This window comes from Lysinibacillus sp. G4S2 (genome assembly GCF_030348505.1).
GTDB lineage: Bacteria > Bacillota > Bacilli > Bacillales_A > Planococcaceae > Lysinibacillus.
Map to the genome: position 1 here is coordinate 4,654,570 of NZ_JAUCFJ010000002.1, position 25,612 is coordinate 4,680,181.

Genomic DNA, 25,612 nt, shown 5'->3' on the forward strand with positions numbered 1-25,612 from the left:
GACTTTCGACAGATCTAATGACCATCTAAACGAATAACTGACTTTTTATGATATTTCGGAGTTTCCTCTAACTTTGATTCGTACAAAATCACTTCTTCCACTAGAAATTTTGGAAGTTGAAAATTTTCTTCCATCAATGCCTCGAATCGAAATTTTCCGAATGCTTCATCCCATTTTCTCGCAACAGTTATATGTGCTGTAAAAGGCTTCTTATCTAACTCAAATCCAACTTTCATACAATCACGGTATACTATGTCTCTCACAAAATTTAATTGCTGTGATTCAAGCAGATCCACCCATAAAATTCTTGGATATTCTCTTCTTCCGAAAGTATTGAATCCTTGAATTTTTAATTCGAACGGAGAAACATTCATCAGATTTTTCCTCGTTTCATCCACTACAACCTGTAATTGCTCTTCATCCGCGTGACCTAAAAAAGCCAACGTAATGTGATAATCCTCCTGATGAACCCATCGTTTAAAATGAAAATCTGTTGTCATTTTTTCACATCTCTCATGAAGAGCTGCTTTAATATCTGAAGGAAGTGGAACTGCAATAAAAAAGTGTCTGTTCATAATTATACCCTCACTATTCATCGTAAATGCTACTTAACAGGTATTATGCCTTTTCCTACAATTATCAACCAGTACTAACCACGCTAATACGAAGGCTACCCAGATAAAAAGAAAACATTCCTTCCATTTAAATAACCTACTTTGCTTTTTAGCAGAAACTTTAAAATAACACTATTCAAAATTTGAATTAATTTAGCCATTTTATCGTCCCCTACAAAAAATTCCTGCTTACCTGAATCTATCTATTTACCAAATTATTAGTTCGAAAATTCAGTAATTTAAATTGATTTCTATCTATTTTTTCTTATTAAATAACGCCTAGTTGCTTCAAGAACTAAAACTATAAATGGTATCAATACCATTTAATACATCGCTTTCATCACAAAATATTAACAGTTGTCATAACACTCAACTCCTATTTTTTGTTTTACTCGCTTGTACTCAGTTCTTCCAATTGCTCTGAATATCTGAGCCGTAGACTTATAAATACTAAGACCAATGCAATGATCGTTAGGAAAACTCCAAGCAACCGAAATCCTGTAAAGTTGAACTCATCTCCCATAATGATGCCTGTCAACAGTGTAGATAAAATTGTTCCCAAGTATCTCGAGGTATTAAACAGGCCAGATGCTACACCAGCAATTTCTTTTGGAGAGCTTTTAAACAAAGCCGCCTGCATTCCAACAGCGTTTAGCCCGTTGCTAAAACCGAAAGCAGCTAATGCCAGACACACACTGATGATCGGTGAATTTTGCGTCCATGTTACGATCCAAACTGAACCCACTACCATCAGTAATGAGGATACGATCAATGCAGGTCGGGGTCCCGATTTACCGACCCATTTTCCGGCTATTGGTGAAGCTACAATCGAGCTCAAGCCCAATGTTAACATAATAATACCTGTCTGGAATTCGCTGACATGACGCACCATTTGCAGGTATGAAGGAATCCCGAAAAAGAGTGCATAATAAAGCAAGTTAACGAGCATGTATTGTATATTGACCCAAGTCATCGCCGGATATTTGGCGAAGGTGCGCAAAGGAATAAAGGGCGACACCGTTTTTAACTCATGTCGTACGAAAATCCCCAACGAAACGAGACCGATTATCCCAACAACGATATTCCACATAGAGAAATGCCCGGATGATTTCGCTGACAGCAAGCCAACTGGAAGGGCAATCAGTCCCACCGCAAAGAGCAGAATTCCTGGCACATCAATCACAGCCAGTAATTTTCGAAGTGACATGTCACGTGAAACCGATGCTGCCGGCTCGTCGTCAGGAATCATTTTCCAAGCTAAAAGAAAGCTCACCACTACAAACGGAATATTGACAATGAAGATCGCAGGCCAATCCCACCATTGAATAAGTACTCCTCCGGCAAAAGGTCCTATAGCTGCCGCACCTGATAGGAAAATCGATAAACCTGCCAACGCATCTGCTTGCTTCTCTGTAATATGAATGCGTACAATTGCTGTTCCAACTGCAATCAGCATACTAGTTCCGATAGATTGCACGATTCGGGATACAATAAGCCATCCAAAATTCGGAGAAAATGGAGCCAGAATAGAAGAAACCAAGGATACAACAAGACCAGCCAGAAATATCTTCCTCCGACCGAATAAATCACTAGCCTTCCCCATTACAGGTTGGGCGATAGCACTAGCAATATAAAAAGAAAATACAATCCAGGAAACAGCGGTAAAATCAATACTATACACATGTTGCAATCTGGCAATAGCAACAGAAATCATCGATGAATTTAAAGGGTTTAATAATATTCCTAGTCCAACGGCTATCATTAACCACCTACTACGAGAATTCATTTTTTTATCCTCCTTATATTTGTTACATTGATATCTTACTTGAAATCTTACATTCATTCCAACGCATTTTAAGTTATGATATCATTGATCAAAAGGAATGATTGGAGAGAAAAAAATGGAACTTCTTCAACTACAATATTTTTTAACAGTAGCTCGATTAGAGCATGTAACCGAAGCTGCACGAAGTCTCCACGTTACGCAATCGTCGCTAAGCAAAACGATTCAACGCCTGGAAGAAGATCTGGGGGTACCTTTATTTGATCGAACAGGGCGGAAACTGCGACTGAATGAATTCGGCAACAAATTCCTTCGTCGCGTGGAAAGGGCTTTGTTTGAGTTGGAACAGGGGAAGCAGGAGATTAGCGATTGGTCCAGCGCAGAATTTGGCACACTCAAGCTTGCGGTAACTACCGCAAGCACATTGCCCCAGATTCTGCGAGAGTTTCGTAAAAAACGACCTAATATCCAATTTCATGTGCAAATGCTGACCACATTGGAAATGGTCACTCTTTTACATCGAGGTGAAGTCGATTTTTGCTTGTCTTCCCCTCCTATCCAAGGGGAAGACATCGAATGTCAAGTTGTCTTCATTGATCCCATTCTTGTAGCTGTTCCTATTGGGCATCGGCTAGCAGACCGAAGTAGCGTAACTTTGACAGAACTAAAGGATGAATGCTTTGTCGGTGTGAAGAGAGGCTACGGCACTCGCGATTTAGTAGACTCTGTATGTAAATCGGCTGGATTTGACCTTAAATATGTATATGAGGGCGATGAACCTACACGGCTCATCAATCTTGTAGAAGCTGAAATTGGACTTGCCTTCATACCAAGCACAGCAAAGATGTCATGGGAAAAGATTAAATATTTGCAAGTTGAGAATCACGAACTTGTACGTGATATCGCTTTATTATGGCATAAGAGTCGATACATGACACAAGCTTCTTTGGAATTCCGCGAGGTCGTTCTGGACTATTTTGAGACAATATCGAACCAGTCCAATTAATCTTACGGTATGGCTCATACTGATTCGATTTGGTTATGGAACATCCTACTATTAAATGGAGTATTATAACTTCTAACGAATAACGTGCATATAGCATGTTTATTCGTTAGAAGTTTTTTATGTCCTGAAAGATCTAACATTATTTAAGATAGGATACGTCTTTGAAAAATAAAAAGAGTAGCCTTCACCACTCTTTTTAACCATTTGAAAAATACCTAATAATTTATCGTCATTGTCACTATTGATGTTGTTTTAGTTATAACACTTTCTAAGTACCAATTCATGGACCAAGTGTTGGTGGATTTTTAAGATAAAACCCTAGTGGATAGAAAATATAGAAGCAGTATTTTAGTCCTTTTCCTTTCTTTTTGTAATACAGTAATATCAGCGCGACAAATGCTTTTTCTGTGCGAAAGCGAAGCGTCAGCAACAAATGCTTTTTCTGTGCGAAAGCGAAGCGTCAGCAACAAATGTTTTTTCTGCGCGAAAGCGAAGCGTCAGCGACAAAGCGCCTAGGCGGAACGGAAATCAACCACACGTTTAGGTGAAGAGCCAGTTATTAACTGCATCACCCTATACAAAAGTATACAAATCCATTTTTGCCGGTTTTCAATCATATTTTGAAAATTTGATATAAAAGCGTTTTAGAAGAAGTATTATTAAAAATTCTTTACTGTGTCATGCGGCTTATAAAAAACCCTCTCAAAAAATACATCTTAAGAGGATCTTAAATGATTTCTATAAATTTACTACAAATCGAGTAGGAGGGAGTGATTAACTCCCGACCTCTCCAACCACCGTACGTACGGATCCGTATACGGCGGTCAATTAAGATGAATAACGCAAGATTTCATAACGAGCTTGCAGACTTTTGAGCCCTTGGTTACTCCAATAAGAGTTATCAAGGGTTCTGTGTAATATTGGACTTTTCGAGATACGCCAGTAACTCTTGCGAGTATTGCCCCATTCGTAAGCCTTCCAGTCTGGAACTCCTAAACGAATGAGGTTGCACACTTTCGTACGAGGCTTTTTCCAATTCTTCCATAAACACATGCGAAGTCTTCTTCTAATCCATCCATCCAGTGATTCAAATATTGATTTCGTATCCGCTAATGCAAAGTAGCCACACCACCCAATTAAATATTGATTCAATTGTTGAATTCGGTACTCCATTGGAAATGGCTTCTTTCTAGCTGTTAATTCCCGAATTTTGTTCTTCATTCGCTTTATGCTCTCTTTCGCAATTCGAACTTGTGGTTCTTTGCGGGAGGTAAAGCTAAATCCTAGGAATTTACGTTGCCAAGGACGAGCCACTGCGGATTTCTTCTCATTTATTTTCAATCGTAGCGTCTTCTCAATAAAGGTTTTGATACTTGCCATCACTCGTTCTCCTGCTCGTTTTGTTTTCACATAAATATTGCAGTCATCGGCGTAACGGACAAATTTATGACCACGTTTCTCTAATTCTTTGTCTAATTCATCCAGCACAATATTTGAGAGAAGTGGACTCAGTGGGCCCCCTTGGGGTGTTCCTTCATCTGTATCATAAACGACACCATTTATCATGACACCCGATTGTAAGTATCTACGAATCAGCTTGAGTAGAGGTTTATCAGAAATTTTCTTCGCTAATGTACTCATTAGACGGTCATGGTTTACTTTGTCGAAGAATTTCTCTAAGTCCATATCTACTACCCAGCGGTATCCTTCTTTTATATGACCTTTGGCTTCTCGGATTGCATCGTGAGCACTTCGTTTTGGTCGAAATCCGTAACTATGATTCGAGAAGTTCGGGTCATATAGGTTGGATAGCACTTGGGCAATCGCCTGTTGAATGAGTCGGTCTGTCACGGTTGGGATTCCTAATAGTCGCACACCGCCGTCAGGTTTCGGGATTTCGATTCTGCGAACTGGTTGTGGTTGGTAGGTTCCCTCAAGAATTTGCTTCTTAATCGTTAGCCAGTTTTCGACTACATGCTGTCGTAGGAATTTTACGGGCATTTTGTCTACTCCATGACTCCCTTTGTTTCGTTCCACCCGTTTGAGTGCGAGAAGCAGATTCTCCCGTGATAATATTTGATTCATTAACATCTCGTTCGACTCCTCCGTGAATAGCTTGTCTTCTTATAACAGTTTCTACTGCACCCGCTCAATGTCCCTCATGGGATTCACCATTACCTCCATTAAGTCGGTCCTTCTGGATTTTCTGTGTTTACCATAGAAAACTGCATGCCAAGGGCTATTCTCTCCGAATTGTTCGGTCCTTCCCATTCATTCTAGAAGTGAATGGTACTATGACCTCTGCTGACTTCTGATGGTTCAGCTACCTATCGCTAAGTAGGTTACAAAGTGTACTTTGCGTTTCCATCAGACCTCCCCGGGTAAGCGCATGCACTTTCACACCATCTATCCGCCTCATTTACTCGATATGACCTTCGACAGAAAGGACTTTGTGTTGTTATGCACACTCATCCAATCATACCTAGCCTTATATGAGATTCGTGTTCCTCGGACCGGTGTTTTGCCTCCAGCTTCCTTCAGATTCCGCGTCGCCACGGACACCCTTGCTCTTGGCTAACCTCTACTTCTGTCTTCGGGGTTCGGGACTTGCACCCTATAGTTCATACGCATGCCGGGCGCACATAAAAAAGAATCCCTGATATATCAAGGATTCTTCGCTGTAATGATACCGGTGGTCGGGGTATTGTGCATATTCTAAAAACAGAAAAGAATAGAAATCCCTTTATTATCAAGGCTTTTCTATTCTCGCTTAATTGAGTTTTTTCTTTCATTTGGCACATTGTCGGCACAACAGGCTGTTTTAAAATTTATTTGTTTTAATCATTTATAAAATAATTCATATATCCCTCTTGTTTTATCCAACTTTCTAAAAAAGCATGATAGCCTTGTTTAGGCAAAGCCAACTCGTAATATAGCTGGCTTCTTGGCTTATTACTCATGCCCTCAAGAGGCTCCATGTAAAGTTGCTACATTGTGTAATTGCCAAACTATGTAATTCTTCTTAGCAAAATGCAACAAATACTCCATTTGAATAAAGACTAAACAACATGGAGTTAATTCATTAAATTGCATTTTAGATATTTATAAAAAAGTTTGAAGAACTTGTTTCACAATCGACAAAATTATATTTACATATCCATATTTTCATCTTCGAAGTTTTCCTCACTTTCTTCTATTCATAAAGCTAATCTTCAATTTCCATAACAATGTCTATAGGATCTATCAATTCATCCTCTTTGTAAAAATCCAGATCTTCATCTTCGAAGTCTTCTTCACTTTCCTCTATTCTTAATGCTAAGTAATCTTCAATTTCATTAAGAACGTCTGGAATATCTCTTATTATTGGAATAGCTAAGGATATATTCTTTTTGTAAAAATCCATATAAGATTTCTCTTGATTCGGCTTTTTCACTCTTTTTGGAATTAAATATTTTTTAATACTGTTGTCTAAATCTGCTTTTAAATCATCAGAATACAATATTAGATGATAATTCTGAAACCAATATTCTTCACCGACATTTTCTTTTAATTTATCAATTTCCTCTTTTTCAAAGTGCCCTTCTTGTAGGTAATATGAAATTAAGATTTGATTTTTTGTTTCGAGCACGAGAGTTTTATTTTCTATCAATATATCCATAAAATTAAATATTTTTATTGCGTAATAAAAATATAATTGCTCTTCATTAAACGTTGTTTTAAGGGCTTCTCTATACCTAACTTGGAAAAATTTACGCAATTTATTGTTATCAAAATTACTCATATCATTAAATTTATCCATCGTATACAACATAGTTTCAGGAGATAACTTAAGAAGATAACATAATTGGTGGTAATCATAATCCTTAACTTGATAATTTTCAAGGTCTAACTCTCTAAAATATTTTGTTTTAAAGAAATTATTTATAAAGACTTTTTTAAGTTTATCATCTTCCAATTTTGACACTCTATAAACAAGTTGGTTTATAAAATATAGCTTGTTATCATCTCTTTCCATGTCGTATCTAACATTACAATGGGCAATTAATTTTTTCCAATACCTTGCAACTAAGTTGTAATTATTAAAAGATTCATATGTCCAAACTTCTTTTTTATTATCATTTCTTTCTAATTCATACTTCTCTAAAACCTCATCAAAGATTCTTGTTACTACATCATCATCCCCTCTATTACAGAAAAAGTAAAAATCATCAGAGAAATAAGAGAACTCACAGTCAATCCCTGATCTTCTAATTTCTTCTTTAATGTCATTGCTGATATTCTTCAGGTTACTTTCTGCGAAATATAATGACAAGTAATTTCCCACTATTAATCCATTTGTATTTCCTCTATTCATATTAGATAGGAATCGTTCTTGATGTGTTTCAAAGTCAATTAAATGCGTATATACCCTTCCGTAGTATTCCTTTATATCCATCTTAAGCAGCTGGTCATATACACATAGTCTGTTAAAATCTTCTTCTAATTGTTTATCATATTCTCCTGATACAAAATCCCCAGTCTCAATGTTTGCAGATAAGCGTTTATGTAAAGGATCTAAATTTTGAATTGTATCGAAATTTGATAAATCCTTAAAATGTTCATAAGCTGCTACAAAATTTAATATATTTGGCATCTTCAGGGTGCGATACTTATCTTCTTGTTTTCTAACTCTAAAATTAAAAGGATCAACCCAGCTCAAATTGCTAATATTGAATGAAGATATATCTTCTGGCATTTTAAGCGCATCAACATCAAGATAATGCTTAACTGCATTTTTAAAATTATACAAATTATTAAGTTTCATCTTTTCCTCCTAAATGTGAAGCATCATTTTAAATAAACCTTTTTATATTTTATTTTACTAATGTACTACTCTTTTACATAGTGTTTTTTAGTTGAAAATAAATCCGCACTTCTAGATAAATAAAATACGTACTTTTCTTCCACTAAACTAATTCTTTTATTAAAGGTTCTTTTATTAAAGGTTCTTTTATTAAATAAAAAAAAACCGAAATTTTTAATTCCGGTTGACCATTTTTATCAAAGGTATGACTTTCTTATAAACAATACAACATTACTTCAAATCGACACCTGTTACAGATGAAGAGTAAAGTTAATAAAGATTTGGCACAAATTTGGCACATAGAAAAAGAAAACCCCGAGAAATCAACATCTCGGGGTTGTTTTTGATACCGGTGGTCGGGGTCGAACCGACACTCCAAAGGAACACGATTTTGAGTCGTGCGCGTCTGCCAATTCCGCCACACCGGCACAATGGAGATAAAAAAAATCGGATAAACCGATTAAGTAAGAAATTATGGAGGCGGCAACCGGATTTGAACCGGTGATAAAGGTGTTGCAGACCTGTGCCTTACCACTTGGCTATGCCGCCTTAATATTTGGAGCGGAAGACGAGGTTCGAACTCGCGACCCCCACCTTGGCAAGGTGGTGTTCTACCACTGAACTACTTCCGCAAAAAAATGGCTGGGGTACCTGGATTCGAACCAGGGCGTGACGGAATCAAAATCCGTTGCCTTACCGCTTGGCTATACCCCAAAAGTTAAATATATATAAATGGGGCGACTGATGGGAATCGAACCCACGAATGCCTGAACCACAATCAGGTGCGTTAACCACTTCGCCACAACCGCCATATTATTATATTTTATTATTTTAAATTAAATGGGGCGACTGATGGGAATCGAACCCACGAATGCCTGAACCACAATCAGGTGCGTTAACCACTTCGCCACAACCGCCATGAAATTAATTAATTGGCAGGGGCAGTAGGAATCGAACCCACATCAAAGGTTTTGGAGACCTCTATTCTACCGTTAAACTATGCCCCTATGAATAAAAAACTGGTGGAGGGGGACGGATTCGAACCGCCGAACCCTAAGGAGCGGATTTACAGTCCGCCGCGTTTAGCCACTTCGCTACCCCTCCGGAAAAGTCATGGTGCCGGCGATAGGAGTCGAACCCACGACCTACTGATTACAAGTCAGTTGCTCTACCAACTGAGCTACACCGGCAAAAAAATATGGTGGGTCAGGACGGAATCGAACCGCCGACACTTAGAGCTTCAATCTAATGCTCTACCAACTGAGCTACTGACCCATATTTTTTAAAAAATGGCGGTCCCGACCGGGATCGAACCGGCGATCTCCTGCGTGACAGGCAGGCATGTTAACCGCTACACCACGGGACCATTTTGGTTGCGGGGGCCGGATTTGAACCAACGACCTTCGGGTTATGAGCCCGACGAGCTACCACTGCTCCACCCCGCGATAATAAGGTGATTTATTTAAATAATGGTGGAGGATGACGGGCTCGAACCGCCGACCCTCTGCTTGTAAGGCAGATGCTCTCCCAGCTGAGCTAATCCTCCATCTGGGTATTAAATGGTGACCCCTACGGGATTCGAACCCGTGTTACCGCCGTGAAAGGGCGGTGTCTTAACCACTTGACCAAGGGGCCTTCGTTTGGAATAAAAAATCCTTAAAGTGCTGGCGGAGAGTAAGGGATTTGAACCCTTGAGACAGTGTTAACCGCCTACACGATTTCCAATCGTGCTCCTTCGGCCACTCGGACAACTCTCCAAGAATGGCTCCGAAGGCAGGACTCGAACCTGCGACAACCTGATTAACAGTCAGGTGCTACTACCAACTGAGCTACTTCGGAATAATTTTATCATATAGCCTAGCGACGTCCTACTCTCACAGGGGGAAGCCCCCAACTACCATCGGCGCTAAAGAGCTTAACTTCCGTGTTCGGTATGGGAACGGGTGTGACCTCTTTGCCATCATCACTAGACTATTTTAAAAGACAATACTTATTATAACATATCTTATTAAAATTACAAGCATATTTTTAATAGTTTTTATTCTTTCAAAACTGGATAAACGGTGCATTGAATGTTTCAAACATTGTGGTTAAGTCCTCGATCGATTAGTATTCGTCAGCTCCATGTGTCACCACACTTCCACCTCGAACCTATCTACCTCATCGTCTTTGAGGGATCTTACTTACTTGCGTAATGGGAAATCTCATCTTGAGGGGGGCTTCATGCTTAGATGCTTTCAGCACTTATCCCGTCCACACATAGCTACCCAGCGATGCCTTTGGCAAGACAACTGGTACACCAGCGGTGTGTCCATCCCGGTCCTCTCGTACTAAGGACAGCTCCTCTCAAATTTCCTACGCCCACGACGGATAGGGACCGAACTGTCTCACGACGTTCTGAACCCAGCTCGCGTACCGCTTTAATGGGCGAACAGCCCAACCCTTGGGACCGACTACAGCCCCAGGATGCGATGAGCCGACATCGAGGTGCCAAACCTCCCCGTCGATGTGGACTCTTGGGGGAGATAAGCCTGTTATCCCCGGGGTAGCTTTTATCCGTTGAGCGATGGCCCTTCCATGCGGAACCACCGGATCACTAAGCCCGTCTTTCGACCCTGCTCGACTTGTAGGTCTCGCAGTCAAGCTCCCTTGTGCCTTTACACTCTACGAATGATTTCCAACCATTCTGAGGGAACCTTTGGGCGCCTCCGTTACCTTTTAGGAGGCGACCGCCCCAGTCAAACTGTCCGCCTGACACTGTCTCCTACCCCGCTAAGGGGCATGGGTTAGAATTTCAATACAACCAGGGTAGTATCCCACCGACGCCTCCTTCGAAGCTGGCGCTCCGAGATCTCTGGCTCCTACCTATCCTGTACAAGTTGTACCAAAATTCAATATCAGGCTACAGTAAAGCTCCACGGGGTCTTTCCGTCCTGTCGCGGGTAACCTGCATCTTCACAGGTACTATAATTTCACCGAGTCTCTCGTTGAGACAGTGCCCAGATCGTTACGCCTTTCGTGCGGGTCGGAACTTACCCGACAAGGAATTTCGCTACCTTAGGACCGTTATAGTTACGGCCGCCGTTTACTGGGGCTTCAATTCGCAGCTTCGCTTGCGCTAACCACTCCTCTTAACCTTCCAGCACCGGGCAGGCGTCAGCCCCTATACGTCACCTTACGGTTTTGCAGAGACCTGTGTTTTTGCTAAACAGTCGCCTGGGCCTATTCACTGCGGCTCTCATGCGCTTGCACGCTCAAGAGCACCCCTTCTCCCGAAGTTACGGGGTCATTTTGCCGAGTTCCTTAACGAGAGTTCTCTCGCACACCTTAGGATTCTCTCCTCGACTACCTGTGTCGGTTTGCGGTACGGGCACCTCTCACCTCGATAGAGGCTTTTCTTGGCAGTGTGAAATCAGGAACTTCGTCCATACGGACTCGCCATCACAGCTCAACGTTACAGTGTGCGGATTTGCCTACACACACGCCTTACTGCTTGGACGCGCACAACCAACGGCGCGCTTACCCTATCCTACTGCGTCCCCCCATTTCTCAAACGGTGAGGAGGTGGTACAGGAATATCAACCTGTTGTCCATCGCCTACGCCTATCGGCCTCGGCTTAGGTCCCGACTAACCCTGAGCGGACGAGCCTTCCTCAGGAAACCTTAGTCATACGGTGGACGGGATTCTCACCCGTCTTTCGCTACTCATACCGGCATTCTCACTTCTAAGCGCTCCACCAGTCCTTCCGATCTGACTTCAACGCACTTAGAACGCTCTCCTACCACTGACATCATAGATGTCAATCCACAGCTTCGGTGAATCGTTTAGCCCCGATACATTTTCGGCGCAGCGTCACTCGACCAGTGAGCTATTACGCACTCTTTAAATGATGGCTGCTTCTAAGCCAACATCCTGGTTGTCTGTGCAACGCCACATCCTTTTCCACTTAACGATTACTTTGGGACCTTAGCTGGTGGTCTGGGCTGTTTCCCTTTTGACTACGGATCTTATCACTCGCAGTCTGACTCCCGTGTATAAATATCTGGCATTCGGAGTTTGTCTGAATTCGGTAAACCGGGATGGCCCCCTAGTCCAAACAGTGCTCTACCTCCAGTATTCTCATCACGAGGCTAGCCCTAAAGCTATTTCGGAGAGAACCAGCTATCTCCAAGTTCGATTGGAATTTCTCCGCTACCCACACCTCATCCCCGCACTTTTCAACGTGCGTGGGTTCGGGCCTCCAGTAAGTGTTACCTCACCTTCACCCTGGACATGGGTAGATCACCTGGTTTCGGGTCTACGACCACGTACTAATTCGCCCTATTCAGACTCGCTTTCGCTGCGGCTCCGCCTTCTAAAGCTTAACCTCGCACGTAATCGTAACTCGCCGGTTCATTCTACAAAAGGCACGCTATCACCCATTAACGGGCTCTAACTACTTGTAGGCACACGGTTTCAGGATCTCTTTCACTCCCCTTCCGGGGTGCTTTTCACCTTTCCCTCACGGTACTGGTTCACTATCGGTCACTAGGTAGTATTTAGCCTTGGGAGATGGTCCTCCCGGATTCCGACGGAATTTCACGTGTTCCGCCGTACTCAGGATCCACTCAGGAGAGAACGAACTTTCGACTACAGGGCTTTTACCTGCTCTGGCGGACCTTTCCAAGTCGCTTCATCTAACTCGCTCTTTTGTAACTCCGTATAGAGTGTCCTACAACCCCAAGAGGCAAGCCTCTTGGTTTGGGCTCTTCCCGTTTCGCTCGCCGCTACTCAGGGAATCGATTTTTCTTTCTCTTCCTCCAGGTACTTAGATGTTTCAGTTCCCTGGGTCTGCCTTCAAGACGCTATGAATTCACGTCAAGATACTACGCGATTAAACGTAGTGGGTTCCCCCATTCGGAAATCTCCGGATCAAAGCTCACTTACAGCTCCCCGAAGCATATCGGTGTTAGTGCCGTCCTTCTTCGGCTCCTAGTGCCAAGGCATTCGCCGTGCGCCCTTAATAACTTAACCAAGTTATTAAGCCTATAAAAAAACTTAAAAAATTAATGTGTTTGTTACAATTTCAATGTCGTTTTATCCAGTTTTCAAAGAACAAGTTTTGAAGTGTTTCATTCGTAAGAATGAACCTTCAAAACTGAACGCAAAACGTAATCTTACAAACCCTAGGTTTGTATTCCGAAAATATCCTTAGAAAGGAGGTGATCCAGCCGCACCTTCCGATACGGCTACCTTGTTACGACTTCACCCCAATCATCTATCCCACCTTCGGCGGCTGGCTCCAAAAGGTTACCCCACCGACTTCGGGTGTTACAAACTCTCGTGGTGTGACGGGCGGTGTGTACAAGGCCCGGGAACGTATTCACCGCGGCATGCTGATCCGCGATTACTAGCGATTCCGGCTTCATGTAGGCGAGTTGCAGCCTACAATCCGAACTGAGAACGACTTTATCGGATTAGCTCCCTCTCGCGAGTTGGCAACCGTTTGTATCGTCCATTGTAGCACGTGTGTAGCCCAGGTCATAAGGGGCATGATGATTTGACGTCATCCCCACCTTCCTCCGGTTTGTCACCGGCAGTCACCTTAGAGTGCCCAACTAAATGATGGCAACTAAGATCAAGGGTTGCGCTCGTTGCGGGACTTAACCCAACATCTCACGACACGAGCTGACGACAACCATGCACCACCTGTCACCGTTGTCCCCGAAGGGAAAACCATATCTCTACAGTGGTCAACGGGATGTCAAGACCTGGTAAGGTTCTTCGCGTTGCTTCGAATTAAACCACATGCTCCACCGCTTGTGCGGGCCCCCGTCAATTCCTTTGAGTTTCAGTCTTGCGACCGTACTCCCCAGGCGGAGTGCTTAATGCGTTAGCTGCAGCACTAAGGGGCGGAAACCCCCTAACACTTAGCACTCATCGTTTACGGCGTGGACTACCAGGGTATCTAATCCTGTTTGCTCCCCACGCTTTCGCGCCTCAGCGTCAGTTACAGACCAGAAAGTCGCCTTCGCCACTGGTGTTCCTCCAAATCTCTACGCATTTCACCGCTACACTTGGAATTCCACTTTCCTCTTCTGCACTCAAGTCCCCCAGTTTCCAATGACCCTCCACGGTTGAGCCGTGGGCTTTCACATCAGACTTAAAGGACCGCCTGCGCGCGCTTTACGCCCAATAATTCCGGACAACGCTTGCCACCTACGTATTACCGCGGCTGCTGGCACGTAGTTAGCCGTGGCTTTCTAATAAGGTACCGTCAAGGTACAGCCAGTTACTACTGTACTTGTTCTTCCCTTACAACAGAGTTTTACGATCCGAAAACCTTCTTCACTCACGCGGCGTTGCTCCATCAGGCTTTCGCCCATTGTGGAAGATTCCCTACTGCTGCCTCCCGTAGGAGTCTGGGCCGTGTCTCAGTCCCAGTGTGGCCGATCACCCTCTCAGGTCGGCTACGCATCGTCGCCTTGGTGAGCCGTTACCTCACCAACTAGCTAATGCGCCGCGGGCCCATCTTATAGCGACAGCCGAAACCGTCTTTCAGTGTTTCACCATGAGGTAAAACAGATTATTCGGTATTAGCCCCGGTTTCCCGGAGTTATCCCAAACTATAAGGTAGGTTGCCCACGTGTTACTCACCCGTCCGCCGCTAACGTCAAAGGAGCAAGCTCCTTCTCTGTTCGCTCGACTTGCATGTATTAGGCACGCCGCCAGCGTTCGTCCTGAGCCAGGATCAAACTCTCCATAAAAAGAAATTTGATTAGCTCAAATTGTTTTGCTGGCATCATGTTTGATGTCCAAAATTTTGTTTCGTTCACCAACTCAAGGTTAGCTACTAAAAACTTTATTGATTACGTTTTGCTTGTTCAGTTTTCAAGGTTCATTTTATTATCGCTTGTTTTCAGCGACTTCTTTATATTAACATCCCACTCAATTCGTGTCAACAACTTTTTCAAAAAAGTTTTTTTCAAACATTTCATTGAGTTTTCGTTATGTCTTAGCGATAATTAATATAATACAATACCGATATATTAATCGTCAACAACTTTTTCAAAAAAAAATATCGAGGTATTTTTTTATACCTCGATTACTAGCATACTACAGTCCCTACTCCATTTCTAGAGCTTCTTTATTTGCCTTGTAATGACGGTGGAATATCATGTCGCTTTTCGCAACGATAGGTTCTATTTGAATATAGCCTTTATCCACTAAGTATTCTATAAACACTTCTAAATCAACTGAGTAGTTCATGAGCTCCTCATGATCGTGCAATTCCTGGATTGTCCAAGTTTCTTTTGCTTGCATTACTTCTAAAATATGTTGAGCGCCGTCTCTAGTACGCGAATGTATTAAAAACTCACTTGCTAAAAACAATAGCTCTAATCGTTTTTCTATCGGCTCATTACTCATAACGAGCTCCTCGTATAATTTATAAATCGCTGGTTCTATTTTTTTCACTTGTGCCCAAACAGTTACTTCCGGATAAAGTCCACTATCAATAATCGATAAACGACCTAAATGATGTAATGAATCTACTACATGATTATAAGCATCTAGATAACTCCCCTTTTCAAAGTACTCTTTTCCTTCTAAGTAACGTCGAATTAACTTTGAAAATTGAATACCCGTTTTGATTTTACGACCGCTAAACGGAAACTCCTGTAATTCAATTTTTAATTTATGAAGAAATTCATTACGATCGAATAATACTCTACCAAAGAAAATCCAATCGACCACTTTTTTATTTGAGCCAATAAGTAACCACTTTCGTATCATTTTCTCAGTAACAGTATGTAAAGCTACTTTATTTCCTTCATATAAGTAATGTTTCGTAAAGACTGGCTTTTCTGCTTCTTTTACAATAATCAGTAAGATTGTATCAAATGTATCTGTAACATTACTTTGTTCCTCACGTTTTTCCACTAAAATAACGCCTAATGTATTCGACTGACTTGCACGTTCCTGGTAAATTGAACGTAAAACTTGCTCCATGTTCAGTCCTCCTCTATTTGCTTATGACCTTTTATCTGTCGCGAAAGCACAACGACAGCTACAAATGTTTTCTGTGCGAAAGTGAAACGACAGCATCAAATGTTTTCTCTGTGCGAAAGCGTAGCGACAGCAACAACAAATGTTTTCTGTAGCGAAAGCAACGCGTCAGCTACAATTACGCCAAGGCGAAATCGATTTCGTTAAAATTTCGACATACTCTAAAAGTATTCCTTCTTTCCATGCTTACAAAGCTAAAATACTTTGTTCTTATATGTTATAGTAGATTTTAGATTGGGAGGCAAGATGATAAATGAAACCTTACAAAAGTAAAATTAATAAGATTCGTTCATTCGCATTAGCACTTATTTTTATCGGCTTTGTAGTTATGTATGGGGGAATCTTCTTTAAAAACTATCCTATTCTAGTATTAATTTTCATGTCCCTTGGTGTACTTTGTATTATTGGGAGTACAGTCGTATATGCATGGATCGGACTTCTCTCAGCACGAGCCGTTCAGGTAGCATGTCCTAATTGCAATAAGCACACAAAAATATTAGGTCGTGTAGATATGTGTATGTACTGCAATGAACCTTTAACGCTGGATCCAACTCTAGAAGGAAAAGAGTTCGACCAATCTTATAATAAGACAAAAAAATCCTAGCCCTCATATAAGAGCTAGGATTTTTTATTGTACCTTTGTAGATACATCTTTACACGATGGACAAGTGCCGTAAATCTCTAAACGATGCGAATGCACATCAAAGCCTGTTACTTGTGATGCAAATTGTTCTATTTCGTCGAGACCAGGATAATGGAAGTCGACTATTTTCCCACAGCATTCACAAATCATATGATAATGATCATTTGTAACAAAATCGAAGCGACTTGAAGCATCACCATAAGTTAATTCTTTCACTAGACCAACTTCACGAAATACGCGAAGGTTATTATAGACAGTCGCTACGCTCATATTTGGGAATTTCCCTTCAAGTGCTTTATAAATTTCATCGGCAGTTGGATGTGCCATTGTTTGAATTAAATATTCCAAAATAGCATGACGCTGAGGAGTAATTCGTACACCAGTTGTTTTTAACGTGTCAAGTGCATCCTGTAAATGCGTTGCAGACATCGTCATGCACCTCTTTCATAAATATTATTAATTGATAATTGTTATAAATAGTGTATCGAATTAAGCTTACTTCTGTCAACATTCACACACATTTCAGTTTAAATAACTTCTTTTTATGGTACCTCAATAACCTCTTGATAAATCCATTACATTTTCTAAGTCTGTTTCACCACGCAGCCACTTCTTTAAACTTGGCTTAAAGATTTCTAAGCTACGTTCAACATATCGCGATGAGTGGCTTGAAATATGTGGGGATACAATTACATTTGGTAAAGTCCATAATGGATGATCCGTTGCTAAAGGCTCTTGTTCAAATACATCTAAAACAGCATAACCAATTTCACCCGATTGAATCGCATGAACCAGAACGTTTTCCTCTACTAAGTTTCCGCGTCCAAAATTCATGAACATAGCATCATTTTTCATCGCTTTAAAATGTTCTTCTTTCAATAAATGTGTAGTCTCTGCTGTTTTAGGTAATACAGAAATGACAATATCAGCCTTTGGTAAAACTTCTATTAATCGATCAAAGCTCACCATGTCATTCATATAAGCCGCTTCCTTACCTGAACGGTTACAGCCAATCGTCGCAACACCAAAAGCTTGCAATAAACGACCTACTTCCGAGCCGATAGCTCCTGGTCCTAAAATAAGCGCTGTACTATCACGTAACTCGGTTTGTTTCGCTTTTTTTGACCATTCACTTTTCTGCTGCTGCTCATAGATCCAAGGCAGTGCACGCTTAATCCCTAAAATATGGGCGAGCATCGATTCTGCCATTGGTGTTTTATGAATGCCACGCACATTTGAAACTAAAATCCCTCGTTCAACAATGGCTTGAGCTGGCATTTTTTCTACCCCCGCTGAAGCTACAAAAATCCACTTAACATTTGTTGCATACTGAATATTTTCATCAGTTAAATCTTCACCATAGGTTACAAGCACATCTGCTTTTTGTAGTTCATCGTTTGATAAACCATTTTCAAAAATAAAATCAACTTGCAGAAATTCTGCTATTAGTGGCTCACGTAAGTCTGGTCTTGGTTCAAACGTAAAATAAATTCTCATTGCGTTACCCCCCATTCTGCTAAATATGTATACACATCTTCAATATGATTTTTCACACGTACTTTACGCCAAGCCTTTATAAGATTTCCTTCTGCATCAATTAAAAATGTCGAACGTTCTATACCCATATATTCGCGTCCATACATCTTTTTCAGTACCCATACTCCATACGCCTCTGCCACTGCATGGTCCTCATCCACTAATAGTGAAAATGGTAATCCATGCTTATCTATAAATTTGACATGCTTTTTCACATCGTCAGGACTAATTCCAAGTACAACTACATTTAATTTACTAAAATCCTCATGCTTATCACGGAAGTCGCAAGCCTCCGTAGTACAACCCGGCGTCATATCTTTAGGATAAAAATATAAAATAACATGTTGTCCTTTGAAATCCGCTAACGTTACTCTTTCTCCTGTTTCATTCACAAGGGAAAAATCTGGTGCTTTTTTTCCTTCTATTAAAGCCATATCAATCTCCTCCTCTGTATGTTTTATTTTACTCCAAGTAACAAAACAAGTCATATCCCTTAATTTCTTTGGATTTCTTGCACTGATAGGTCTACAATAGATGAAGTATAAAGATTTAGGAGGCAATATATATGAATCACACAAAATCTGAGGCAGTACACGCAGAAGCGCTACAACACATCGTTGGTGGTGTAAATAGCCCTTCTCGTTCTTATAAGGCAGTTGGTGGAGGTTCACCGGTAGCAATGGCTCGTGGAAAAGGAGCTTATTTTTGGGATGTTGATGGCAACCGCTACATCGACTATCTAGCAGCTTACGGTCCAATCGTTACTGGTCACGGTCACCCGCATATCGCAAAAGCAATTACAAACGCAGCGGAGAATGGCACTTTATTTGGTACACCAACAGAATACGAAGTTACTTTTGCTAAAATGCTAAAAGAAGCAATCCCATCTATGGATAAGGTACGCTTTAACAACTCTGGTACAGAAGCTGTCATGACAACAATTCGTGTCGCTCGTGCTTATACTGGTCGTACAAAAGTTATGAAGTTTGCTGGCTGTTATCACGGTCACTTTGACTTAGTATTAGTAGCTGCTGGTTCTGGTCCTGCAACATTAGGAACACCAGACTCAGCAGGTGTTACAACTTCAACAGCAGAGGAAGTTATTACTGTACCATTTAACAACCCTAAAGCATTTACGGAAGCTATGGATAAATGGGGCGATCAAATTGCTGCCATTTTAATAGAGCCTATCGTTGGAAACTTCGGTATCGTAGAGCCTAACCCTGGCTTCTTAGAATTAGTTCATGCAACAGCAAAGGAAAAAGGTGCATTAACGATTTACGATGAAGTTATTACTGCATTCCGCTTCCACTATGGTGGCGCTCAAAACTTATTAGGCTTAACACCAGACCTTACTGCACTTGGTAAAGTAATCGGTGGTGGTTTACCTATTGGTGCATATGGTGGTCGCAAAGAAATTATGGACACAGTTGCTCCACTTGGTCCTGCCTACCAAGCAGGTACAATGGCTGGAAACCCTGCATCTATGCAAGCTGGTATTGCCTGCCTAGAAGTATTACAAACGCCAGGTATTTATGATGAAATGGACCGTCTCGGAGGCATTTTAGAGGAAGGGATCTTGGCTGCTGCGAAAAAACATGATGTAACAATTACTCTTAATCGTCTTAAAGGGGCTCTTACAATTTACTTTACAGATGTGACAGTAGAAAACTATGAGCAGGCTGAAAACTCAGACGGTGAAATCTTTGGCCGCTTCTTTAAATTAATGCTTGAACAAGGAGTTAATTTAGCACCATCGAAATATGAAGCATGGTTCTTAACAACAGAACATACAGAGGCAGATATTCTTGAAACAATTAAAGCAGTAGATCATGCATTTTCTCAATTGTAATTATGTAATCGCATAAAAAACATCTGTTCAACAGTTATTTAAATTAGCGACAATCATAAATTAGTAAGGCGGCTCTTCTAAGAGTCGTCTTTTTTCATTTAAATGACATACAAATCTATGTATTTTATGAACACTTCCTTCTATAATGTAAAGAAGCATTAATTATGCCTTAGCATAATTGTGTCCCGCTGAAAGAAGTTAAAAATTTTAGACAGAAAGGACATCCACTTTCTATGAAATTAGGTGCCCGTGTATTTAAAACTGGTGTTGCCATTGTGTTCGCCCTATTTATTGCTGAGTTGTTAGAGTTACCTTCACCTGTTTTTGCCGGAATTGCAGCTATTTTTGCGATTCAGCCATCTATTTATCGCTCCTATCAAACGATAGTTGAGCAAGTACAGGCAAATATTATAGGAGCTACCATCGCGGTCATTTTCGGCTTACTTTTTGGTCACCATGTAGTAGCAGTTGGCATTGCCGTCATTACTGCTATTGGCTTAATGTTAAAATTTAAACTTGAAAAATCGTTGTCTCTAGCACTTGTCACAGTTGTAGCAATTATGGAGATTCAGGGTGATGACTTCATTACATTTGGCCTTATTCGCTTTATTACCATTTTAGTTGGAGTGTTAGCAGCATTTGTTGTCAACCTATTCTTCCTACCACCAAAATACGAAGTAAAGCTTTTCCGTAAGATTTACTTTTTACAGGATGATATAATTCGCTGGACGAGACTTGCTGTACGTCAGGCATCTGAACATACATCAACAAAAGGAGCATTAAGCAAATTTAAGGATCGTATGCAACGAGTTGATACACTGTATGATTTTTATAAGGAAGAACGTAATTATTTAAAAAATAAAAAGTATGTAAAAGCACGTAAATTAGTTGTTTATCGTCAAATGATCACAACGTCAAAGAAAAGCTTGGAGCTGCTTCAGCGTCTTCATAATCATGAAAATGAATTAGCACAGCTACCGACACAATTTCATTTAATGATTCAAGAGCGACTTGATTTCCTGCTGACTTACCATGAGCAGCTATTGTTAAAATATACAGGGAAATTAAAGCCCGAACATTCAGAGTGGAGTAAAAACATCGATTATGTTCAGCGCAATGAGTTGATGGAAATATTTATCAAACAAATAACGTATGCACATGATGAAGGCGATACAGAATTCTCAAGCTATCACTTGCTTTATATTTTATCGCGTATTTTAGATTACGAAGAAAACCTAGAACATTTAGATACGCTCATCGTGTCGTATCAGACTCATCATGGTCATGAAATCAATGTGGAATTTGAAGAGGAATTTATTTAACTAAAAAAACGATAGATTGGATTATACCATTCTGTCGTTTTTTAAATTTGATATACTGCAACAGGTGTGTTGATTAACCATTTTGTCCATCCTTATTAATTAGAAGGCTCTGATTTCCGCTACGTGCTACTCGCTTTGTCGCGGGAGTCGAGTAGACCTACGCTACAATCAGTTAAAATGGAAATATATTAGCAAAATAGTAACAAAAAAATCCTTTTATCGCTCAAAACAATCCTATTTTCCCCTAAACAACATGCTCTTAAGCATCAGCATCTTTTAGTGAATAAGCCCCCCTAAAGTAACAGTTTTACCCTAGAGGGGATACTATTCTTTTTTATGAACAGTTCAGTTACGTAATGCCATCAGTTTTTTCTCTGCTTGCTTACGCTGTTCTGTTTGTTCATCGCGCAACTTCCTATAATTAGTAATACCTAAAACAATGATATCCCATATTTCTTCGAGAGTTTGTGTTGTTTCAGGCTGTTGTGCCATAGCAGTACTTAGTTCCACAGTTTCATTGCTAACTCCTCCGAATTGCTTCATACGCTTTTCAAAGGCTGCTACTGAATCATTTTGTAGTTTTTGACGTTTTTCATTAACCGCATTCATAATCCCCATTTTAAAAACAGGAATCGTTGTTACAAACGCATTATTAATTTGCTCCATTAGCTCACTATTGCCATAACGAAGCATCTCAATTTGCGGGGCTGCTAAAATAGCAACCATACGTGATTTCTCAAGTTCTTCTATTTTTTGCTCGAGCAATTCAGCAATGGTTTGCAAACTATTCAGTTCCATTCTTGCTATTTGGTTACCTGCTTCACTCTGCTTTTCATACATAGGTATTAATGTTGTCGAGACTTCTTGTAATTTTAATTCTGCAGCTACTATATACTTTTCAAGGTCAAGATAATACATCAAATCTTCGTTGTATAGTCGTGCAAGCATACGATTATCCTTTGCCAATGCTTCTTCCATTAGCACAAATTGATAATGTATCTTCTCTATATCTCTACCTAGAATATTGTATTTGGCAAACAAATCTTCTTCTTTTTGTGCTTCACGCTTAAACAACTTTCTAAAAAAGCCTTTCTGCTCAATTACTTCCTTTTTATCGAATTTTGACATCAAGACTTCAAGCTGCTTTAATAAATCATTTGATTCATTTGCTTTAGATTGCGTTATCATGTTTAAAATTTGATCAGAGAAATGTGATAGTTTCGTTGCAGGCCCTTTACCCAATGCCATTAAATCTAGTTGATTTTTTATATTTATCTGATCTGCAATTTGCTTTACTTCCGCATTTTGACGTAATTGTCGTTTTGCTGCTTCTGCTGTTTCCAGTGTCAGTTGCTCAAGAGTAACAGGGTTATTTGACATCGTGCGCCTCCTTCCTAACCATCAGAAAAAGCGATTAAATAGTTTTTTTATCATTTTATCTGGTTTGTTTTTTTGTTGTTTTGGTTCTTCATATTGTAAATCAAACAACATGTGCTCCAAACGATGTACATCAAATGTATCCTCTTGCAAATATTTTTCTAAATCTAGTTTGCCTGTCGGATTGTATAATACAATATCAATACCGAAGCGATTTAAAAATGCAAGAAGCACAATATCCTCTCGAGATAAAGTTGGCTGCTGTGGCGCTTGATATAATACTAATTTCGGCACCTCTTGCGAATAATCAAAGCTTTGCAATAAACGCAGTATTTCTTGAGGGATCATCGTCATTTGCTTAAATAAAAATAATTGTAAGTCATACAAAGGTTCGTTTGGCTGTTGTTTCAGCATTGGCTGTTCACATGAAGTTTTTATCGTATGGGCGATTGCACGTTGTAATTCTAATGTTAGATCGCCATATTGCCACCAATCACTTTGCACAATACGCTCTACTGATAGTTCACCATTCACTAGGCAATGCTTATAGTGAAAATGATAGTTGGCTCTACTAGTTGTCACAAATGGAAACTCCTGTACAAATACAGTTTGTTGGCTAGCAAGCAGTTGATGCATATAATGCCAATATTCTTCACGTCTACTCGAAACACCACTTATTTTCGCAAAAATGACTGGGATTATCACTTCATCTTTTATCACTTCAAATTTCGGGCGAACCATGGCCTTTTCGTTTGCATAAATAAAAATATCATCGTATGTCATACGTAGCGTTAAAGAGCGAGGCAGGAAATCTTTAAACTGCCAAGGTTTAAACACACCCGATTGCTGATCATGCATTAATTGTTCGAAATGCTGACTTGAACGATAACCAACTGTCGCCTGACGGTCACGCATCTTATCAGGAAAAGGCTGTAATGTTGTTTGATTTGCATAGGAATGCGTAATCGAAAACGCATCTGTAGGATCAATCTCTGCAAATTCATCAACTTTAGCTGGATGAAAAATCAATACATCGCAGCCAAGCTCCATTAATAATAATAAAAAATATCTCTGACTAATTGTTGTTTCGCCATACCAAACGACTTTTGGAAAGTCATCTGTCGGCTTCATCGATTTCGTCCATTCAATCCAATGGTTTTTTAACCACTTCACCATATCAATTAAAAATCGACGAAAATCATTTGCAAGTAAGCCTAGTGATTGTTGCTCTTGAAAACGTTCAACAACTCGAATCGTCGCCAGCTGTAAATGACGATTCATGTCGGCATCATCATGCTTCGGTATTAACTGATAACCAAACATCATAGCCACTAAACGACTAATAGATAAACCTTTAGGTGTTTGCTGATGCTGTGTTAAAATATTTTGTAGTGCCTGAAAATCCTTTTGTTCTATATGTTTGTTTAATTCTTCACTTAAAATATGGATATTTGACTGTTGTGACAATGTAAATAATGAATTAAAATAATCATCTTCTTCTATCGGTGTACCTAACACACGAACAGCAATGCGACTAAAACTCACCTGCTGCGCTGTTTCTTCATAAAATGCGCGACTCTTTGGTGAATCTTGGAACGCCTGTAGCCAATCATCCGGATCACGTTCTAGCACTGATTTAATTGTGATTGTTTGCATACAAACGTCACCTCCTCCAAAATCATCTTCTTTAATACATGCTCAAAAATAACATATTCATGTTTACCCATTGTGTTGCATCACTTATATTTACTTGCCGATCATTTAAATGAAACTTACTTAACAACTGTTTGCTTTGTAGCGAGTCTTAAAACTGCTTCAAGTAATTCTTTTGTAAATGCTTCACCACTGTGCACCGAATAGGTTGTATTCATTAGCGTTCGTGGTTGTTTATCCTTTAAATCCCCATGATGAGGTGTATAAGCGATGTCAGCCATCGCAAGCATTCCGTAATCCATAATAGAATCGCCAGCTGCTACATGCACATCATATGTACAAAGTTCTTTCATATACTCAATCGCCGCTTCCTTCGTAAGCACTTTAGGCATAAAATATAATTTTTTGCCTTGTAGAAGAACATGCCAACCGTATCCGTCAAATTCCTGGATAATTGCTTGTAATTCATCCGGGCGTAAAACATCTACATCAACATGATGAACATAAAATAGGTCATCTATGTAAAATGAACGCTGTAGCCATGTGTCCGATTTTATTGTATGAAAATGTTTTAACATATCCCGCTGAGGAATGGAAGAGTCTTCAATACGCATACGTAATGTTTTTGTCCAAGGTTCATATGGACGACCCTTTTCTAATATTGTACCTCCATTACTCGTAATTGCAAAAGTAGGGCTCAAATCATTGATAAAATGAATTTGTTCATATTGATACAAAGCTCGTGTTGTCACTGGTACAAACTGCACCTGTTTATGTACCTGTTGCAGTAATGGCGCAGTTACTTCTGTCATCATACTAATGATTTCATTCGCTCTTTGTTCAACTACAACCGTATTTGTTGCTGGCGGGAAATTATCCATCATGCGCCTTGAATAAATGAGTGTTCTATCTAAATCAGATGTAAATAGTAGCATA

General features: G+C 40.2%; 16 protein-coding genes, 16 tRNA genes and 3 rRNA genes. 5 read left to right on the top strand and 30 right to left on the bottom strand.

From position 1 onward, the window contains the following. Positions 1-14: 14 nt before the first annotated feature. Positions 15-575, bottom strand: coding sequence for an RNA 2',3'-cyclic phosphodiesterase (gene thpR / locus QUF91_RS23795; protein ID WP_285400165.1), 561 nt, complete (start codon positions 573-575; stop codon positions 15-17). Positions 576-1,002: 427 nt separating this feature from the next. After that, the gene (locus QUF91_RS23800) at positions 1,003-2,400 is read right to left on the bottom strand and encodes an MFS transporter (RefSeq protein ID WP_289419584.1); all 1,398 of its coding nucleotides are present in this window, start codon (positions 2,398-2,400) and stop codon (positions 1,003-1,005) included. A gap of 115 nt (positions 2,401-2,515) precedes the next feature. On the opposite strand from QUF91_RS23800, the gene QUF91_RS23805 reads away from it, so the two are divergent. After that, positions 2,516-3,403, top strand: coding sequence for a LysR family transcriptional regulator (locus QUF91_RS23805; protein WP_289419585.1), 888 nt, complete (start codon positions 2,516-2,518; stop codon positions 3,401-3,403). Between the two features lie 321 nt (positions 3,404-3,724). Then, positions 3,725-3,919 (top strand): hypothetical protein, encoded by a 195-nt coding sequence (locus QUF91_RS23810; RefSeq protein ID WP_289419586.1) that lies wholly within the window; start codon positions 3,725-3,727, stop codon positions 3,917-3,919. Between the two features lie 312 nt (positions 3,920-4,231). Here the strand turns inward: QUF91_RS23810 and ltrA are convergent, their stop codons facing one another. The 22 genes from ltrA to QUF91_RS23920 all read right to left on the bottom strand — a co-directional run bounded on the left by ltrA (position 4,232) and on the right by QUF91_RS23920 (position 16,236). Continuing rightward, on the bottom strand, positions 4,232-5,494 hold the full coding sequence (gene ltrA, locus QUF91_RS23815; RefSeq protein ID WP_289416808.1) for a group II intron reverse transcriptase/maturase: 1,263 nt from the start codon (positions 5,492-5,494) through the stop codon (positions 4,232-4,234). Between the two features lie 1,114 nt (positions 5,495-6,608). After that, positions 6,609-8,207, bottom strand: coding sequence for an RNA-dependent RNA polymerase family protein (locus QUF91_RS23820; protein ID WP_289419588.1), 1,599 nt, complete (start codon positions 8,205-8,207; stop codon positions 6,609-6,611). 386 nt (positions 8,208-8,593) lie between these two features. Continuing rightward, positions 8,594-8,674 (bottom strand) — tRNA-Leu (locus tag QUF91_RS23825). A 47-nt stretch (positions 8,675-8,721) separates the two neighbouring features. Beyond that, positions 8,722-8,795: transfer RNA gene (locus tag QUF91_RS23830), tRNA-Cys, on the bottom strand. Between the two features lie 8 nt (positions 8,796-8,803). Beyond that, positions 8,804-8,878 (bottom strand) — tRNA-Gly (locus QUF91_RS23835). A gap of 7 nt (positions 8,879-8,885) precedes the next feature. After that, a tRNA-Gln gene (locus QUF91_RS23840) sits at positions 8,886-8,960 on the bottom strand. Positions 8,961-8,979: 19 nt separating this feature from the next. Then, positions 8,980-9,055: transfer RNA gene (locus QUF91_RS23845), tRNA-His, on the bottom strand. Between the two features lie 32 nt (positions 9,056-9,087). Beyond that, positions 9,088-9,163, bottom strand: a tRNA-His gene (locus tag QUF91_RS23850). A 16-nt stretch (positions 9,164-9,179) separates the two neighbouring features. After that, positions 9,180-9,253, bottom strand: a tRNA-Trp gene (locus tag QUF91_RS23855). A 13-nt stretch (positions 9,254-9,266) separates the two neighbouring features. After that, positions 9,267-9,350 (bottom strand) — tRNA-Tyr (locus QUF91_RS23860). Positions 9,351-9,360: 10 nt separating this feature from the next. After that, positions 9,361-9,436 (bottom strand) — tRNA-Thr (locus tag QUF91_RS23865). Positions 9,437-9,445: 9 nt separating this feature from the next. Then, a tRNA-Phe gene (locus QUF91_RS23870) sits at positions 9,446-9,521 on the bottom strand. A 15-nt stretch (positions 9,522-9,536) separates the two neighbouring features. After that, positions 9,537-9,612 (bottom strand) — tRNA-Asp (locus tag QUF91_RS23875). 4 nt (positions 9,613-9,616) lie between these two features. Continuing rightward, positions 9,617-9,691: transfer RNA gene (locus tag QUF91_RS23880), tRNA-Met, on the bottom strand. A gap of 25 nt (positions 9,692-9,716) precedes the next feature. Beyond that, positions 9,717-9,792: transfer RNA gene (locus QUF91_RS23885), tRNA-Val, on the bottom strand. A 14-nt stretch (positions 9,793-9,806) separates the two neighbouring features. After that, a tRNA-Glu gene (locus QUF91_RS23890) sits at positions 9,807-9,881 on the bottom strand. Positions 9,882-9,911: 30 nt separating this feature from the next. Further along, a tRNA-Ser gene (locus QUF91_RS23895) sits at positions 9,912-10,003 on the bottom strand. Positions 10,004-10,008: 5 nt separating this feature from the next. Continuing rightward, a tRNA-Asn gene (locus tag QUF91_RS23900) sits at positions 10,009-10,085 on the bottom strand. Positions 10,086-10,101: 16 nt separating this feature from the next. Continuing rightward, positions 10,102-10,217 (bottom strand): 5S ribosomal RNA (gene rrf / locus QUF91_RS23905). Positions 10,218-10,332: 115 nt separating this feature from the next. After that, positions 10,333-13,260 (bottom strand): 23S ribosomal RNA (locus QUF91_RS23910). 181 nt (positions 13,261-13,441) lie between these two features. Then, positions 13,442-14,993 (bottom strand): 16S ribosomal RNA (locus QUF91_RS23915). The 16S, 23S and 5S rRNA genes sit together here with 16 tRNA genes alongside, the layout of an rRNA operon. 358 nt (positions 14,994-15,351) lie before the next feature. Further along, positions 15,352-16,236, bottom strand: coding sequence for a nucleotidyltransferase-like protein (locus QUF91_RS23920; protein ID WP_289419589.1), 885 nt, complete (start codon positions 16,234-16,236; stop codon positions 15,352-15,354). Positions 16,237-16,546: 310 nt separating this feature from the next. On the opposite strand from QUF91_RS23920, the gene QUF91_RS23925 reads away from it, so the two are divergent. Next, a complete protein-coding gene (locus QUF91_RS23925) occupies positions 16,547-16,897 on the top strand; it encodes a YgzB family protein (RefSeq protein ID WP_285398023.1) in 351 nt (116 codons plus the stop codon). A gap of 24 nt (positions 16,898-16,921) precedes the next feature. Here the strand turns inward: QUF91_RS23925 and perR are convergent, their stop codons facing one another. From perR to bcp, 3 genes are all read right to left on the bottom strand, one after another. After that, positions 16,922-17,365 (bottom strand): peroxide-responsive transcriptional repressor PerR, encoded by a 444-nt coding sequence (perR, locus tag QUF91_RS23930; protein ID WP_285398022.1) that lies wholly within the window; start codon positions 17,363-17,365, stop codon positions 16,922-16,924. Between the two features lie 123 nt (positions 17,366-17,488). Further along, positions 17,489-18,433 carry a D-2-hydroxyacid dehydrogenase gene (locus QUF91_RS23935; protein WP_289419593.1) on the bottom strand — a complete coding sequence of 315 codons (945 nt, stop codon included), beginning with the start codon at positions 18,431-18,433 and terminating at the stop codon, positions 17,489-17,491. Then, positions 18,430-18,906 carry a thioredoxin-dependent thiol peroxidase gene (gene bcp / locus QUF91_RS23940; protein WP_289419594.1) on the bottom strand — a complete coding sequence of 159 codons (477 nt, stop codon included), beginning with the start codon at positions 18,904-18,906 and terminating at the stop codon, positions 18,430-18,432. The genes QUF91_RS23935 and bcp overlap by 4 nt, the downstream gene beginning before the upstream one ends. Before the next feature lie 131 nt (positions 18,907-19,037). On the opposite strand from bcp, the gene QUF91_RS23945 reads away from it, so the two are divergent. Next, positions 19,038-20,324, top strand: a complete 1,287-nt coding sequence (locus QUF91_RS23945) for a glutamate-1-semialdehyde 2,1-aminomutase (RefSeq protein WP_285398019.1) — start codon at positions 19,038-19,040, stop codon at positions 20,322-20,324. 233 nt (positions 20,325-20,557) lie between these two features. Next, positions 20,558-21,646, top strand: coding sequence for an FUSC family protein (locus QUF91_RS23950; protein WP_285398018.1), 1,089 nt, complete (start codon positions 20,558-20,560; stop codon positions 21,644-21,646). Positions 21,647-21,991: 345 nt separating this feature from the next. Here QUF91_RS23950 and QUF91_RS23955 read toward each other — a convergent pair whose 3' ends face one another. The 3 genes from QUF91_RS23955 to QUF91_RS23965 all read right to left on the bottom strand — a co-directional run bounded on the left by QUF91_RS23955 (position 21,992) and on the right by QUF91_RS23965 (position 25,611). Next, positions 21,992-23,026, bottom strand: a complete 1,035-nt coding sequence (locus QUF91_RS23955; protein ID WP_289419595.1) for a toxic anion resistance protein — start codon at positions 23,024-23,026, stop codon at positions 21,992-21,994. Positions 23,027-23,047: 21 nt separating this feature from the next. Continuing rightward, on the bottom strand, positions 23,048-24,679 hold the full coding sequence (locus QUF91_RS23960; protein ID WP_289419596.1) for a YceG family protein: 1,632 nt from the start codon (positions 24,677-24,679) through the stop codon (positions 23,048-23,050). A 116-nt stretch (positions 24,680-24,795) separates the two neighbouring features. Next, on the bottom strand, positions 24,796-25,611 hold the full coding sequence (locus tag QUF91_RS23965; RefSeq protein ID WP_289419597.1) for an HAD family hydrolase: 816 nt from the start codon (positions 25,609-25,611) through the stop codon (positions 24,796-24,798). Between the last annotated feature and the right edge of the window lies 1 nt (position 25,612).

Coding starts and splice junctions, on each gene's coding strand:
- QUF91_RS23965 (WP_289419597.1), bottom strand. CDS start 25,611: ATGCTACTATTTACATCTGATTTAGATAGAACACTCATTTATTCAAGG.
- thpR (WP_285400165.1), bottom strand. CDS start 575: ATGAACAGACACTTTTTTATTGCAGTTCCACTTCCTTCAGATATTAAA.
- QUF91_RS23920 (WP_289419589.1), bottom strand. CDS start 16,236: ATGGAGCAAGTTTTACGTTCAATTTACCAGGAACGTGCAAGTCAGTCG.
- QUF91_RS23925 (WP_285398023.1), top strand. CDS start 16,547: ATGAAACCTTACAAAAGTAAAATTAATAAGATTCGTTCATTCGCATTA.
- QUF91_RS23820 (WP_289419588.1), bottom strand. CDS start 8,207: ATGAAACTTAATAATTTGTATAATTTTAAAAATGCAGTTAAGCATTAT.
- perR (WP_285398022.1), bottom strand. CDS start 17,365: ATGTCTGCAACGCATTTACAGGATGCACTTGACACGTTAAAAACAACT.
- ltrA (WP_289416808.1), bottom strand. CDS start 5,494: ATGTTAATGAATCAAATATTATCACGGGAGAATCTGCTTCTCGCACTC.
- QUF91_RS23950 (WP_285398018.1), top strand. CDS start 20,558: ATGAAATTAGGTGCCCGTGTATTTAAAACTGGTGTTGCCATTGTGTTC.
- bcp (WP_289419594.1), bottom strand. CDS start 18,906: ATGGCTTTAATAGAAGGAAAAAAAGCACCAGATTTTTCCCTTGTGAAT.
- QUF91_RS23935 (WP_289419593.1), bottom strand. CDS start 18,433: ATGAGAATTTATTTTACGTTTGAACCAAGACCAGACTTACGTGAGCCA.
- QUF91_RS23805 (WP_289419585.1), top strand. CDS start 2,516: ATGGAACTTCTTCAACTACAATATTTTTTAACAGTAGCTCGATTAGAG.
- QUF91_RS23945 (WP_285398019.1), top strand. CDS start 19,038: ATGAATCACACAAAATCTGAGGCAGTACACGCAGAAGCGCTACAACAC.
- QUF91_RS23955 (WP_289419595.1), bottom strand. CDS start 23,026: ATGTCAAATAACCCTGTTACTCTTGAGCAACTGACACTGGAAACAGCA.
- QUF91_RS23960 (WP_289419596.1), bottom strand. CDS start 24,679: ATGCAAACAATCACAATTAAATCAGTGCTAGAACGTGATCCGGATGAT.
- QUF91_RS23800 (WP_289419584.1), bottom strand. CDS start 2,400: ATGAATTCTCGTAGTAGGTGGTTAATGATAGCCGTTGGACTAGGAATA.